The organism is Exiguobacterium sp. EF_C8 (assembly GCF_054956715.1).
Map to the genome: position 1 here is coordinate 1,829,305 of NZ_CM143264.1, position 15,754 is coordinate 1,845,058.

The window sequence follows — 15,754 nt, forward strand, 5'->3', positions numbered from 1 at the left end:
GTTGGACAGACTGGAAAGAAGCCTGCCTGATCCAAGAAAAAATCCCTGCCACTTCAAGGATCAAGTGACAGGGGTTTTTCAAGTATTGCCTAGGAATTGATCAATTACCGTTCGAAACGTTCGATTTAAAAGCAGACGAATTGCATGTTCCTCTCCGAACTCAAATTGATCCATTTGTTCGGGACTTTCAATGATTGCGGCACTAATCGAACTGAGTAATTCAAGCAGTTCGTTCGAGGTCTCTTCCGGTGCGACAAGGACAAGAAGCCTTTCGACGGATTGCAACTGTTGATCCATCCCGAGTAAGTCGATTGGTTCAGGCAATTCAAAAATGAGAAATCCTCCTCTTTGAATTGTCGCATCACGTCCGTGGAATAAAGCAAGCCGTGTTCCTGGAATACCAAGACCCGACATCTCATGACGACGCAACAATTGCGCCGAGAGTGAAACAGCTGATTTTGCTAATCCTTGATCGACCATTCTTGTGCTGATCTCAAATAATAACGATTCAATCCCATCGTCCACACGCTCCAACCGTTCCATTTGAAATCCGTTCGACACTTGAATCGACGATGCAACGAGCCGATGCAATTGCTCGAGATCGAGCCATTCTGTTTTCGTCTGCCGTGGTTCTGGTTGGAAGGATTTTGGTAAGGCAAGAATCAATTTTCGGATCCGTTCGACCTCATCCTGAGGGAGCAACGGGTTGACAAGAAGATGTGGTGGGCGGATGTCAGGCAACGGCACGGTCGATAAAACGAAGTCATACGATTCAATCGGTAACCGTTCAATGCCAAACAGCGACGAGTTATCGATATGTTCAAGTTCAGTAAATTCTTGCCGTAACCGATTCATCAATAACTTTGAAGAGCCGAGTCCAGCAGAGCAGACGACTAAAACGCGATATGGTAGTTTAGGTGTCGGTTTGCTGAGAACAGCCCCGAAATGCATGACCCAAAATGCTAAATCCACGTCTTCAAATGTCGCATCTGTGAAGATCGACAGCGCTGCTTGTTTGACCGCATCGAACAGACGTGGATACTCCCGTTCAATTTGTTTGATGACATAGGACGGATTGACGCTATTTTGACGCGTATAGGATTGAATATGCGAAACGAGCCCCCGCTCCAAAGCATAATCTTTCGTAAAGTTCGTTCCATATAATAAAGAGACGTGTTCAATCAATCGTTTCACACGGAGGCGTGTGACGAGTTCTTCCGTATCTCCTGCGTCCGATTGAAAAAACGCGCGCAACTCTTCTGATAACCATTGACGTTCGGCAATCGACAATGTGTCAGGTAATCGCTCTTCGACGCGTTCCACCCATTTGAGAATTTCGACTGGGTACGCTTTTAACTCGTAACGCATCGGAAACTGATCTTTGCGCAACGCTTGTAAAGCTAAGCTGAGTGTGGCACGCATGATTTGTCGGTCATTGAGACGTCCTTCTTTCGTCAACGGTGCAATGACTGCATACGCTTGATTGATCATCTCAAGCCATGATGTTCGGTTCATTTGTAACAGATGGGGTAACTGATCGACATCTCCTTGCAACAACCGATAGAAAGCAAGAACATCCCATTGTGTAAAGATCAATGAGATCAATAAGCGTCGTTTGTTGATCTCTTCGCCGATGACTTCGGCACCAATGCCTTTTTTGCGCTTGATTTCAAGGTCATATTGCATAAACCACTCATCAATCCGCTCTAAATCCTGGCTGATCGTACTCGGTGCCACGTACATCGCATGGGCGATCGCCTGTAATTTGACCATCCCGTCTTCTTGCAGTAGCCGATACGCTAACTCGACTTGGCGATCCTCAGCAGTCGGTAATTGTTTGTGTGACAACAATAATTGGTCCCGTAGTACGTGTTTGGCTTCATCCGTTCCCTCAATCAACAGACCTCTGCCGCGGACATATGTCAAACGTAACTCATGGTCTTCTAAAGACTGGGCAAGACGATCCCGTTCACGCTGAATCGTTCGTTCCGATGTCTCGAGCGTTTCCGCGATTTCTTGTATTTGAACAGGTTCCTCACGTGATAAGAGGAAAAATAAGATATCGTGTTCCCGTGGTGTGAATTCAGTCATGTAGCCTCACTCTTTTCCGCCAAGATTCGAGGATGACGTCATATGCAGTCGGATCCAGAATCCGATCGACTGGATGAACAGAGCGATACGCTTTCCAGACGTGTCGATGGATAAGTTGTGCTTCTCCGACGATAAAAGATGCGTGATCAGGAAGATCTACGATTCGACATGTCTTGACGTCTGTCGTAATCCCACACTCAAGTAAGCGTTTTCTAAAAATCGTAGCCCCTATGACACTACTTGCCATTCCACTCTCGCATACGAAATAGATGATTTCTGGATTCATCCGTCATTCCTCCCCTTCATTTTATAAGAATATCAGAAATAGTTTCGGGGTTTTACCTTGAAACAAAATCAATAGTTATTTTTGAACTGACAGATTTCCTTGCCAAACACAAAAAAGCCTGGATTTCTGAAGATGCCAGAAAATCCAGACTGCGTGATTTAACCAGTTTGTTGCATTGTTCTTAAATATTGACCGACGGCTTCCGCCACTTCACGACCTTCTCGAATTGCCCAGACAATGAGCGATTGACCGCGTCGTGCGTCACCTGCGGCAAATACACCTGAACGATTCGTCTCATAACGAGTCGTCTTGATTTTTCCGCGTTCCGATGCAACCGCTAAATGCTCGAGTATACACTCTTCCACACCGCTGAATCCGATAGCGATCCAGACTTGATCGACCGGGAAGTAACGATCGCTCCCTTCGATTTCCTCAAAGATCACCGCACCCGATTCATTTTTTGTTTTTGTCGTCTGAATCGTCCAGACACCGGTGACTTGACCCGATTCACTTGTCGTGAATCGCTTGATGGCGATCAAGTATTCACGGGGATCTCGACCGAATTGTTGGAATGCTTCCGCATATCCATAATCGATCGAATAAAGCAAAGGTGTATCCGGCCACATGTTTCCTGTTGCACGTGTCGTACCTGGTTGTTCATGCTTGCCGAATTGGACGACGGAGCGGCAGCGTTGACGGAGCGCCGTCGCTACACAGTCTGCCCCTGTATCGCCGCCACCAATGACAAGAATATCCTTATCTCTCGCATCGTGATCAGGAGACAACGGTTCTTTCGAGAGCACGTGGCGTGTCACTCCAGTCAGATAATCCATCGCATAACCGACTCCTTGCGTTGGTGCTTCTGTCAATTTTCGTGGTTCCGTCGCACCGACACACAAGATTACAGCATCATACTCTGCTTCAAGTGTCTCGAGCGTGATATCTGCGCCGATCGTAACATTCGTCCGAAAGTGGATTCCTTCTGCTTCAAGCAAATCAACACGACGCTGTACGACCTCTTTATCGAGTTTCATCGCTGGTATACCGTATGTCAAAAGCCCGCCGACGCGGTCCTCTCGTTCAAAGACGGTGACCTGGTGCCCTGCTTGATTCAGCTGATCAGCAGCTGCAAGACCGGCAGGACCAGATCCGACGATGGCAATAGAATGCGACGAACGTATCATTGGAATTCGAGGCACGACCCATCCTTTTTCAAACCCGATATCAATGATCGATCGTTCAATATCCTTGATTGCAACTGCAGGTTCATGAATTGATAACGTACACGATCCTTCGCACGGCGCTGGGCAGACGCGACCCGTGAATTCAGGAAAATTGTTCGTCTCAAGCAGTCGATCGAGGGCCTCTTGAAAACGTCCTTCTTCTACAAGTAAATTCCATTCTGGAATTAAGTTATAGACTGGACAACCGATCTTCACTTGATCAAATACTTCCCCTACATGGCAAAACGGGGTGCCACAATCCATACATCGACTTGCTTGTTGACTCGCTTCCGCTTCCGTCAAAGCCGTCTTGTATTCACTAAAATCCCCCACCCGTTCGCTTGGGTGTCGTTCCGCTCCGCTTGAACGAGCAACTGTCATGAATTGATCGCGTCGTTTCATCGTACTCCTCCTGTTCTTCGACCAAGATGTGTCTCGAATGCGAGTAACATCGCTTCTTCAGTGTTATGTCCTTGTTTTGCGAAATCAGCCATCAATGTCGTCACTTTCTCGTACGTCGATGGAATGACGCGGATGAACGAATGGATGACATGATCCCAGTTCGCTAGAATCGCATCGCCCTGCTCACTTCCGGTCCGTTCGACGTGCCGCTCGATGAACGTCTTCAGTCGCGTGATCTCTTCGGCATGCGTGACGGGTCCAGTCGAGACGAGTTCGCGGTTGACACGTTGTAAAAATTGTTCGGGATTACGCGGTAAGACATAAGCGACACCGCCTGACATACCGGCTGCAAAGTTTTTTCCGATATCGCCAAGGACAACGACAGATCCACCGGTCATATACTCGAGTCCATGGTTGCCGATTCCTTCGACGACGGCAACGGCTCCACTGTTTCGAACCGCAAATCGCTCACCTGCCTGACCGTTCACATAGAGTTCTCCACTCGTCGCCCCGTAAAGTGCGACGTTACCGATGATCGACTGATCGGACGAGACGAACGAAATCGAACGTGGAGGATGAACGGCAATGATACCGCCGGACAACCCTTTCCCTACATAATCATTCGCTTCTCCCGTGACATCAAGCGTCATCCCACGTGGGAGATACGCACCTAAACTTTGCCCGGCAGATCCCTGCAGTTCAAGTTTCAATCGATCCGTCGGAAGACCAAGTGCCCCAAATCGTCTGGTCAGCATTGCACCGGTCTGCGTGCCAATCGCACGGTCTGTATTTTGAATCGTTAAACGTAGTGTCTGTGGCTGACTGAAATCTGCCGACTCTAAATACGGTGCGACTTCACGGGCGTCAAAGGAACGCTCAACGTGATGCTGTTGTTGTTCAGCCGGACCGTGTGACACATGAACGAGGAGACGAGAGAAATCAAGACTTTTCGCCTTCCAATGCGTTCGTTGTCGTTCCGATGGTTCGAGTAAATCCATACGCCCTACGAGATCTTGCAACCGTCTCACACCGAGCTTTGCTAAATGTTCTCGTACTTCCTCAGCGATAAATGTCATGAAATGGACGACGTCATCGGCAGATCCGGTAAATTTCTTGCGGAGCTCTGGATCCTGTGTCGCGACACCAACAGGACACGTATCGAGATGACAAGCACGCATCATGATACAGCCGACAGCGATAAGTGGTGCTGTCGCAAACCCATATTCATTCGCTCCGAGCATTGCTGCGAGGATGACATCACGACCGGTCAATAGCTTTCCGTCCGTCTCGAGAACGACACGCTCGCGTAACCCGTTTAATGTCAACGTTTGATGTGTTTCAGCAAGACCAAGTTCCCATGGCAGTCCGGCATGTTGAATACTCGTCTTAGGTGAGGCGCCCGTTCCGCCGTCATGACCACTGATGACGATAACATCTGCTAACCCCTTCGCAACGCCAGCAGCAATCGTTCCAACGCCTCCTTTGGCGACGAGTTTGACGCTAATCCGGGCTTGATCGTTCGCACGTTTTAAGTCATGAATCAACTGGGCTAAATCTTCAATTGAATAGATATCATGGTGTGGAGGTGGTGAGATCAATCCAACACCAGGTGTTGATGCACGTACACGCGCGATCCATGGATAGACTTTTTCACCAGGCAATTGACCACCTTCACCGGGCTTCGCACCTTGTGCCACCTTGATTTGTAATTCATCGGCATGTACCAGATAATGACTCGTCACTCCAAAACGACCAGAGGCGATTTGTTTGATTCGGCTCATCCGGAAATCGCCATTTTCATCGTGTTCGTATCGTTCTTCTTCCTCCCCACCTTCACCACTGTTACTTTTACCACCTAAGCGGTTCATCGCAATCGCGAGTGTCTCATGCGCTTCTTTTGATAACGAGCCGTATGACATTGCACCTGTTTTAAAGTATTTGACGATTTCGCTAATGGGCTCGACTTCTTCGATCGGGATTGACGTCGTCTCCTTGAATGTCAACAGATGTCGTAGCACCGTTGCTGGTTCCTCCTGAATGCGTTGTGCGTACTTTTGATAGAGCCGGTAATCATTTGTGCGGCATGCGTGTTGCAGCAAATGAATCGTCGCTGGATTAAACGCATGATGTTCTCCTGCTTGACGGTACCGGAAGACACTGCCGGACTCTAAATGAATCCGTTCATCTGCAACCTGTTGTGCTCGTCGGACTTCTTCTTCCATCAGCTCAAGCGTCATCCCACTCAATTGAGAGACCGTGCCAGTGAAATGCTGTTCGATGACAGAGCGATCGATTCCGACTGCTTCAAAGATTTGAGCACCCCGATAACTGAAGATCGTCGAAATGCCCATCTTCGACATGACTTTGACGACGCCTTCCGTGACTGCTTTTTGATAACGTTTGGCTACATCCGTAAAACGATCCCCTACTGCTTCTTCAAGCGTCGCATATGCCAGGTACGGATAAATCGCATCCGCACCATACCCGATCAACGTGGCGACATGATGGACTTCACGAATTTCTCCACCTTCAACGATCAAGCTGAGATTTGTACGTAATCCCTTACGGATCAGCGCATGATGAATCGCACTCGTTACTAAGAGGATTGGCATCGGTAATGTTCCAGGGCGAACGAGACGATCCGATAACGTCAATAATTCATACCCGTTTTGTGCAGCGGTCACAGCCTCATCAACGATCATGTCAAGCGCTTCTTCAAGCGAGTCGGTGAACGTCGTTGAGATCGTTTTCTGCTTAAGTCCACATTGTTTAAGCACATGGGCTTCGTCTGGTCGCAGGATCGGCGTCTCTAAGCGAACACGACGACAGTTCGCACGGTTCGGCGTCAGCAGCTCCCCTTGTCGACCAAGCCATGTTAGCGTCGAGGTGACGATCTCTTCGCGTAACGCATCGATCGGTGGATTCGTGACTTGTGCGAATAGCTGTTTGAAATAACGGAACAAGGATTGAGGACGTTCACTTAAGACCGCTAGCGGTATGTCCGTTCCCATCGCGCCTAACGGATCCTTTTGTTCTTCGACGAGTGGAATCAAGTATTGATCGATATCTTCACGCGTGTATCCAAAATGCCGCTGTTTCGTTCCAAGTTCAATGAGTGTTTCCTTGAAGTCGTTACTTGAGAGGGAAACGACTTCTTGAGCGAGCCACTCCGCGTAAGGGTGACGTGTCGCTAGCTCCCGCTTGATCTCTTCATCTGCGATTAACTGACCGGACGCAAAATCGAGTAAAAGGAGTTCACCCGGTGCTAATCGTTTTTTGTACAAAATGTCTTGTTCACGAAGAGGGAGTACTCCTGCTTCTGACGACAACATGAAGTGACCATCGCGTAACAATACATATCGCGCCGGGCGTAAACCGTTTCGGTCAAGCGTCGCACCAATCTGTTTTCCGTTCGTGAAGACGATGGCAGACGGACCATCCCACGGTTCCATCATGCTACTGTGATACTCATAGTACGCGCGCTTCGCCGGTCTGATTTCGGCATGTTCGAATGGTTCCGGCACGAGCATCAGTGCTGTCTCAGCGAGAGAAAGACCTGACAGATGAAGAAACTCAAACGCATTATCAAGCATTGATGAGTCGCTACCTGTCTCATCCAATATCGGCAACACTTCCTCTGCCCGATTACCGTACGTCGTCTCAGCAAGTCGACGTTCTCGACCGCGCATTGCCCGAATGTTTCCTTGCAACGTATTGATTTCGCCATTGTGAATCAAATAACGGTTTGGATGGGCACGTTTCCAACTTGGGAACGTGTTCGTACTAAAACGTGAATGTACAATACCAAAGCCTGACTGATAGCGTTCGTCTCGTAAATCATCAAAGTACGCACGTAGTTGATCCGTCGTCACGAGTCCTTTATACACGATTGTTTCACTCGAGCTACTCAAGACGTATTGCTCGAGACCGAGTTGCTCCGATTCACGTTCAAACGCTCGTCGAATCAAAAAAAGTGTTCGTTCAAATGTCAATCCTTCCATCGCCTGTGCACCAATGAAGCATTGACGAATGACTGGCTCCGTACGACGTGCACCTGATCCAAGCACTTCGGACCGAACAGGTACGGTCCGCCACCCTAATACGTCTTGTCCTTCTGTCAAAATGATTGACTCTAACGTTCGTTCGAGTCGCATCCGTTCCCGTTCCTCACGTGGCAAGAACATCATGAAAACGCCATAATCCCCTTTTTTAGGGAAGGAAATGTGCCGAACCGTTTCACGAAACAACCGATCTGGTAATTGCGTTAAAATACCCGCCCCGTCTCCAGTCTTCGCATCACTCCCTTGTCCACCACGGTGTTCCATTTGACAAAGCATGGCCAATGCATGTTCAACGATTTCATGACTCGCTCGTCCTGTTTGATGTGCGTAAACCCCGATCCCACACGCATCATGTTCCATACGAGGGTCGTATAAGCCCTGCTGTTCAGGGTATTTATGAAATGTCATAGTAGCACTCTCCTTGCCTTCTTAATTTTCTGTATATTCAGTTAAGTTACACTTTACACCCTTTTATGTTTATTCGCTACTATGCATAATCACCATCTCGTCCACCCTCAGGAGGTAGAATTACCATATATCAACATTGATAACGCTTACATATACTTGGATATTCATTCAATATTTTTTTTAATTAAATCCAACACTTTATGCGCGTATTGCTTTGCCCGAACATGTGATTCCGTGGTATTTTTAAGTAGGAACAGCGTTACTGATTACGGAAATAAAGAGAGGAATAATACGATGAAAAAAACAATGCAATGGACGGGACTCTTGATTGCAGGAAGCTCGATTCTATTAAGCGCATGCGGTCAACAAGACGAGAAAGCAACCGCATACGATAAAATCCAAAAAGAAGGCACAATCGTCGTCGCAACAGCAGGTACACTTTACCCGACGTCCTATCATGATGAAAAAAGTAATAAATTGACGGGGTTTGACGTTGAAGTCGTCAAAGAAGTAGCCAAACGGCTTGATTTGAAAGTAAAGTTCAAAGAGATGTCTTTCGACGGTATGTTGACAAGCGTTAATACAGGTCAGGTTGACCTTGCGGCTAACGACATTACGATCACCGATGACCGTAAAGAAAAATTCGCTTTCTCAAAACCATATAAATATACGTATGGTACGGCAATCGTCCGTAAAAGTGATTTGTCAGGCATCAAGTCTCTAGAAGATCTAAAAGGAAAAAAAGCTGCCGGAGAAGCAACAACGACATATATGCAGATTGCTAAAAAATACGGTGCAAAAGAAGTCACTTACGATAATGCGACGAACGATCAATATCTACGAGATGTCTCAAATGGTCGCACAGACGTCATCTTGAATGATTATTACTTGCAAACACTGGCTGTCGATTTCTTCAAAGACTTCGATATCACGATTCATCCGGACATCGCCTATAACCCGAGCCAAGTCGGTTTAATCATGGATTTAGACAATAAAGAACTTCAATCCAACATTAACGAACAACTCGATAAAATGAAGGAAGACGGTACATTAAAAGACATTTCGAAGCAATTTTATGCCGGAAAGAATGTTTCCCAAATGCCTGACGTCAAAACGACGATTGTCGATGTGAACTAATGATGTCATCGATTGATTGGCGGTCCGTCTTCAATCCTGAATTGGCGGTTGATTCGTTTCCATATATTTTAAGTGGACTTGGACAAACATTATGGATTTCTTTGCTCAGCATGGCGATTGGTCTTGGAATTGGGTTAATTCTTGCGCTTTGTCGTCTCTCTCATTTTCGAGTATTGCGTATTGGAGCGAGCGCCTACATCTCATTTATGCGTGGTGTACCCATCCTTGTGCTATTGTTCATGTTGTATTTCGGGCTGCCAGTCATCAATATTCAACTGAACGCGTTGACTGCTGCGATTACTGGTTTTAGTTTAAATAGTGCGGCATACATGGCAGAAATCATTCGTTCTTCCTTACTCTCGATTGATCGTGGGCAGGAAGAGGCAGCGGCGTCCCTCGGTTTATCTAGGTATCGGACGTTTGTTGGCATCATTTTGCCGCAAGCGATTCGAATTGCCATCCCACCGCTTTCGAACGTCTTGCTAGATCTTGTCAAAGCTTCGTCGCTTGCTGCCATGATTACTGTCCCTGAAATTTTTCAAAAGGCAAAAATCGTTGGTGGGCGTGAATTCGACTATATGACCGTCTATTTTGTCGTTGCGTTCATTTACTGGGGTATATGTTCATGTATCGCAGTCATCCAAGAGATTCTCGAGCGTCGTTTTGCCCGGTATCTCTGATTTATTATCTCGTATATGGTAATACAAACAGGCGATGGACATGATCCTTCGCCTGTTTGTATTTTCAATTGTTTGATATCTGTTTAGCCTTCTCGATACATGGCTAAAAAATGTTCTAATTGTTGCGGCTGTAGCGGTCGATAGAATAGATATCCTTGCAACGTATGACACCCCATCTGTTCGAGCAATGTTGCCTCTTCTTCAAGTTCGATTCCTTCTGCTACGATTGTCATATTTAATCGTTTTCCTAATTGAATGATCGTCTCGATCATTGCTCGTTTCCTTTCAGAATGAATCGCTTCTTGAACGATTTCTTTTGGAATTTTCAATTGATCGAACGGTAGTTCCACGAGTGGTTGCATGGATGAGAATCCAGTTCCAAAATCATCAAGAGCGATTCGAATGCCATACAAATGGAGTGCGTTTAATGTTTCGATAATTTGCTCGGTTCCTTCGATAAAGATATGTTCTGTCATCTCGATTTCAAGTAGGGATGGAGGAAAACCTGTTTGCTTTAATATAGTGAGCACTCGATTCGTAAAATCAGCTTGTCGTAATTCCCACGGTGAAACATTAACCGAAATCGTCAGAGGTTCCTTCCCTTCCTCCAACCAAGCTTTTCCTTGAAGACAGGCTTGACGCATGACCCATCGCCCTAATGTCTCAATAAATCGTGTTCTTTCCGCGAGTGGAATGAACTCAACTGGTGGAACAAGACCGTATTCCGGATGATTCCAACGAATTAAAGCCTCTACACCTGTAATTTGACGCGTTCTCGCATTGACTTGAGGTTGAAATAAAATAAAGAAGTCTCGATCCAATTCTGCATCATATAAATCGCGCGTTAACTGGAGTGCTCGCTTCCGTTCATTTTGTGTTGCTAAGTCTGTGATCGCATACGTGTTCTTTCGATTTGCTTTGGCTGTAAATAATGCAATCTCCGCGTCATTGATGACATGGTCCGTCGATTCATCATTAATATAGGAAACACCAATACTCGCAGTAACATTGATTTGCTTAAAGTCGATTTGTACACGTTCTGATACACTTGATAAAATATCGTCACAGAGGACTCGTGCATCATGATGATAAGGCGCATGCAGTAAAAAAGCACTACCGCTCGCTTTCGCAATCGTACAATCTGAAAAACGATTCATCAATCGTCGACCAATGATGTGTAATGAACGGTCACCAGTTCGGTAACCGAATGCATCATTTACTGTTTTGAAATCATCCAAATCCACGAGACAAATCATATCGCCATCTTGTTTTTTCTTATCTACTTCAATGACAAACGAAGAGCGGTTTGGTAAACCTGTCACGGGATCCGTAAATGCTTGTTCCTGTAAACGGGCTAAGTATTCAATATTTCGTTCAAGACGGGTAACATATTGATTATGGATCAGTAAACTAATGATCGTCGCAATCAAGATAAGTCCAATACGCGCGATGTGATCGGATACAAACATCGAAGTGTTTTCAAGTGATGGAGTTTGATACCAAATATAAAGAAGAGAAACCGTCGTGATGCTTGTTGCGTACAGTAGCATCGTTCGGTTGATGACGACTAAGGAAGCTAATATGAATAGAAGGGCACATGCCCAAACTGTCTGGACTCCCTTACCGATGAATGGATGATAAATATATGGAATCAATAAAAAAACGCTAGACATCATATGTGGCTTTAGTCGGTCTGATAATGTACTTTTACCGATGAAGTATTGAACACTCCCAGCACTCGCAATGACAAGTGCACGTATCCAATCCTCTCCTTTCAAACCATAACTACTAAATGTATTGGCAACGATATATAAAACGGCACCACAACTCGTCAAAATAAAAATGATCATCCCGAACAATTGATAATTTGCCCGAATTTCTCGATGATATTGCTGACTATTGGAAGAACGTCGCTGTGTATTCATCGCCATCCCCTCTTTCAAGTTCCTGTCGTTTATTTTCCTTATCAGAACCAAAATAAAACTTGAATTTTCTAAAAATAATAAAATAATGGGAAGTCATGATTTTAAGTAAAATGGGAATAGATAGGTATAGAAAGGAGCGATCACTATGTCTCATTTACTATTCATCGAAGCAAACGATAGCACGCATCAAAAAAAAGGCATTAGTTCTGAATTAAACGATGCCTTTCTGAATACTTATCGTGAAAATCATCCTGAGGACAAAATTACGGTTTTGAATTTATTCGAGGAACGTCTTCCCTTCTTTGATCTAAAACTTGCGAACGCGGCAGGGCGGCTATTTAAAGGGGAAGAATTAACTGGAGATGATGCGACTCATGCACAACGGCTTCAAGAATATTTAAACGGATTCTTAGATGCCGATAAAGTTGTCTTTTCATTTCCGATGTGGAACTTAACGGTTCCGGCACCGCTTCACAATTACATGGATTATCTCGCCCAGGCTGGTCAAACGTTTCGTTATACAGCCGAAGGTTCGATCGGACTTGTTGAAGACAAACAAGTGCTGTTGATTCATTCACGCGGTGGTGATTACTCGACAAAAGAGAAAGCCCCAAGTGAACACGCGGTTCGCTATATGTTGGACTTGTTAGCATTCTTTGGGATCAATGATGTATCAACTGTCATTTTAGAAGGACATCAGCAATACCCAGATCGTGCATCTGAATTGATCGAACAAGCGCTTCAAGAGTGCCGACAATTCGGTCGTTCGTTTTAAATTGGGAATAGAACATACTCTGCATATCCTTCCAGAAGACGTTTTTCATGAATCGGCATATCAAATGCACAAAATAAGGAATAGGCCATCGTAAAATCACGCTGGATATCTGAGAGATCACCATTTAATTGCTGCTTAAAGTACCCCCTTTGAAAGTAAAAGTGACCTAAGAAATGACCGTCTTCCAATTGAAGACTCTCCTGAATACCTTGTTCGGTGATTTTTAGACCAGCAAGGTATTTTTTTTGCAGTGAAAGTTGTTGTCCATAATTATATAAAATCTTGATTCGAACTTTTTTTAATTCGATCGTTTCGTATTTTGCTTGAATCAAATTCTGAAAAAGATCATCCGCTAATTCAAAGTCACCGTGTTCGACATACAGATTCGCCATCCCCATCTGAATCCGTAGATACAAGGTAGCTGATTCAAACCAGAGTTGTTCTTTATTTAGTAACCGTTCGAGCGATTGAACAGCTTTTAAGTAATGAATTTGACCACTTCTTTCCTGCACGATGACTTGATAATATCTTGCTAAATTACGTACCTGTTCATATTCAGTTGTAGACAGTACGTGTTCGCTCAATTTCAGAGCATCTACATATTGATTAGTACGTAACAAGTCCGCTAATTGTTCATCATATGATTGAAAGACATCACTTCGTAAATGATCTTGAAACAACATCGATAATGGTACTTTCAGCCGTTTTGCCACTTGTTGGAGTAAATCAATGGTAGGTGAATTTTTACCGTTTTCGACTTTACTAATTTCAGCTTGGCTACAGATGCCTTCACATAATTCTGCTTGTGTGATCTTTTTTTCTTTTCGAAGTCGCTTGATTTCATAGCCAATGGAGACGGGTAAATGATTCAAATTATACTCCTTTCTTTTACTTCCATGATTACATTTGAAAGTAGAGAAACTGGTTTTTTCCTTTTAATACTAGCGCGGCATGATTTTCATTACCAAAAGCAGTAAAAAGAGAATAGGCGTAGGTAAACGCGTCACGAATATCACTTTCTGCGTAACTCAATTCTTCATAGAAACATCCCTTTTGATAAAAGAAGTGTCCTAACATCGCTGTATCTTTTCGCTCAACGGATAAGGCGATTCCTTTTTCAGTAATCTCTAACCCTGTTACAAAATCATTTTGAAAATAGAGCTGTTGCGCATGATTATATAAAATTTTACATTGTAACTTTTTCAGCGTATCCGTCGAGTAATCATAGGTTAGTAATTCTTGATAAATTTTTCTCGCGTACGGATACTGACTGTTTAAATAATAATAGTTTGCAACAGACATCCGGATACGTAAATAAAGAACAGGGTAATCTGTTTCCATTTGTTGTTCATCCGATAACCGAAGCAACTGTGAGATACATGTTCGATAATCGATATCTTTTTTCCCTTCGCGAGCGACCCATTCAAAATAACGAATCAATAACTGAACGGAAGGAGGAAGACTAGTTGGTAAACATCTCATGAAATCAAGCATTTCATCATAACGACGTTGTCTAGAAAAGTCCGCTAGTTGTACCTCATAGCGCTGAAATAGTTTTACTTCATTTGAATCGATGAAAATCTGATCCATTGAAATATGTAACTTTTGAGACAAACGCTGAACAAGATCAATTGTTGGTATAGTTTTCCCATTTTCAATCTTACTTAATTCAGCTTGACTGCATACATCCTTCGCTAATTCTTTTTGTGTCAACTTCCTCTCGATCCGTAGTTGTTTGATCTGTTTACCAAATGATTCAATACGCAACGTTTCTCCTCTTTTCTCGTTTGTTAAGCAATGACCTCATTCAGGTATAGACTGCAAAAAAGAACGTTTCACCTCTAGAACGATGTCAGCATATTGTTTCATCTGAAAGGCAGAGAATAATTCGTAGGCCATCGTATAATCATGTTTCGTCTGCAAGATATCTACACCCATTCGCTCATGAAATTCACCACGTTGATAATAGAAGTGCGCTAAATAGGATGTCTGTTTCAATTTTCGACTGAGCAGTATCCCTTCCTCGATGATACGAAGTCCCTTTTCTGACTGATTAACTTTATATAATAATTTCGCATAATTATAAAGAATCTTAAGTCGTTCTTCTTTTAAACCGCTAATTTCTGTCGTGAACTGTAATACGTCAGTATATATTTTTTCTGCTTGTTGATACTGTTCGCACTCCGCATATAAAATGGATAGTGCCATCTTGACTCGAAAGTAAAGAATCGGATCCTGCACCTGTAAACCTTCTTGATCGATCAATCGTGCAAATAAGACTGAGGTCGTTCGATAATCAACGTGCTGTTGCCGATAGGCGATCACGATTTCATAGTATCTCACTATTCGCCTTACTTCGTCAGAAGATCGACTGGATGAGACTTGTTTCATTACACGAAGGCATTTATCAAATTTATTTTCTCGTACTAACTTACGAAGTGCTTGGTCAAGAATACGAGCTTGTTCCAAACGATGTTCAGCACCATCTTTAACGAGTTCGGACATAGGAACACAAAGTTTTATAGCAAGTTGCTGTAATAATTCAACGGTCGGCATCACCTTACCGTTTTCAATTTTACTAATTTCAGCCTGACTACAGATCCCTGTACTAATGTCTTTTTGTGATACGTTGTTCAAACGTCGATAAAATTTCAGTGTCTCCCCAATTGGATGTACGTTTTTCATCTTATCACCTCTCACTACTCATTTGATTGCACTTTTAATAAAAAAACCTTCTTGTTTGGCAAGAAGGTTACGCATCCTATT

General features: G+C 44.2%; 11 protein-coding genes. 3 read left to right on the top strand and 8 right to left on the bottom strand.

Annotated features, from left to right (window positions below; translation table 11 throughout):
• Window positions 1–78: 78 nt before the first annotated feature.
• From ACY2IG_RS09860 to gltB, 4 genes are all read right to left on the bottom strand, one after another.
• On the bottom strand, window positions 79–2,091 hold the full coding sequence (locus tag ACY2IG_RS09860) for a BglG family transcription antiterminator (protein WP_290786595.1): 2,013 nt from the start codon (window positions 2,089–2,091) through the stop codon (window positions 79–81).
• On the bottom strand, window positions 2,084–2,377 hold the full coding sequence (locus ACY2IG_RS09865) for a PTS sugar transporter subunit IIB (RefSeq protein WP_462617836.1): 294 nt from the start codon (window positions 2,375–2,377) through the stop codon (window positions 2,084–2,086). Before ACY2IG_RS09865 ends, ACY2IG_RS09860 begins: the two co-directional genes overlap by 8 nt.
• 158 nt (window positions 2,378–2,535) lie before the next feature.
• Entirely contained in the window at window positions 2,536–4,002 is a 1,467-nt protein-coding gene (locus tag ACY2IG_RS09870) for a glutamate synthase subunit beta (RefSeq protein WP_462617837.1), read from the bottom strand.
• Window positions 3,999–8,471, bottom strand: a complete 4,473-nt coding sequence (gene gltB / locus ACY2IG_RS09875; RefSeq protein WP_462617838.1) for a glutamate synthase large subunit — start codon at window positions 8,469–8,471, stop codon at window positions 3,999–4,001. The genes ACY2IG_RS09870 and gltB overlap by 4 nt, the downstream gene beginning before the upstream one ends.
• A 294-nt stretch (window positions 8,472–8,765) precedes the next feature.
• Between gltB and ACY2IG_RS09880 the strand changes: the two genes are divergently transcribed.
• Both ACY2IG_RS09880 and ACY2IG_RS09885 read left to right on the top strand, forming a co-directional pair.
• Window positions 8,766–9,608: a transporter substrate-binding domain-containing protein gene (locus ACY2IG_RS09880; RefSeq protein ID WP_035407369.1), complete on the top strand. Its 843-nt coding sequence runs from the start codon at window positions 8,766–8,768 to the stop codon at window positions 9,606–9,608.
• Window positions 9,608–10,288 carry an amino acid ABC transporter permease gene (locus ACY2IG_RS09885; RefSeq protein WP_035407367.1) on the top strand — a complete coding sequence of 227 codons (681 nt, stop codon included), beginning with the start codon at window positions 9,608–9,610 and terminating at the stop codon, window positions 10,286–10,288. The genes ACY2IG_RS09880 and ACY2IG_RS09885 overlap by 1 nt, the downstream gene beginning before the upstream one ends.
• Before the next feature lie 83 nt (window positions 10,289–10,371).
• Here ACY2IG_RS09885 and ACY2IG_RS09890 read toward each other — a convergent pair whose 3' ends face one another.
• A complete protein-coding gene (locus ACY2IG_RS09890; RefSeq protein ID WP_462617839.1) occupies window positions 10,372–12,213 on the bottom strand; it encodes a putative bifunctional diguanylate cyclase/phosphodiesterase in 1,842 nt (613 codons plus the stop codon).
• A 145-nt stretch (window positions 12,214–12,358) separates the two neighbouring features.
• On the opposite strand from ACY2IG_RS09890, the gene ACY2IG_RS09895 reads away from it, so the two are divergent.
• Window positions 12,359–12,988 (top strand): FMN-dependent NADH-azoreductase, encoded by a 630-nt coding sequence (locus tag ACY2IG_RS09895; RefSeq protein ID WP_462617840.1) that lies wholly within the window; start codon window positions 12,359–12,361, stop codon window positions 12,986–12,988.
• Here the strand turns inward: ACY2IG_RS09895 and ACY2IG_RS09900 are convergent.
• The 3 genes from ACY2IG_RS09900 to ACY2IG_RS09910 are packed head-to-tail and all read right to left on the bottom strand — an operon-like array spanning window position 12,985 to window position 15,673.
• The gene (locus ACY2IG_RS09900; protein ID WP_462617841.1) at window positions 12,985–13,860 is read right to left on the bottom strand and encodes a helix-turn-helix domain-containing protein; all 876 of its coding nucleotides are present in this window, start codon (window positions 13,858–13,860) and stop codon (window positions 12,985–12,987) included. The two genes, ACY2IG_RS09895 and ACY2IG_RS09900, sit on opposite strands and share 4 nt — an antisense overlap.
• Window positions 13,861–13,888: 28 nt before the next feature.
• Window positions 13,889–14,755, bottom strand: coding sequence for a helix-turn-helix domain-containing protein (locus ACY2IG_RS09905; protein ID WP_462617842.1), 867 nt, complete (start codon window positions 14,753–14,755; stop codon window positions 13,889–13,891).
• A gap of 36 nt (window positions 14,756–14,791) precedes the next feature.
• Window positions 14,792–15,673, bottom strand: coding sequence for a helix-turn-helix domain-containing protein (locus ACY2IG_RS09910; protein WP_462617843.1), 882 nt, complete (start codon window positions 15,671–15,673; stop codon window positions 14,792–14,794).
• Window positions 15,674–15,754: the final 81 nt, after the last annotated feature.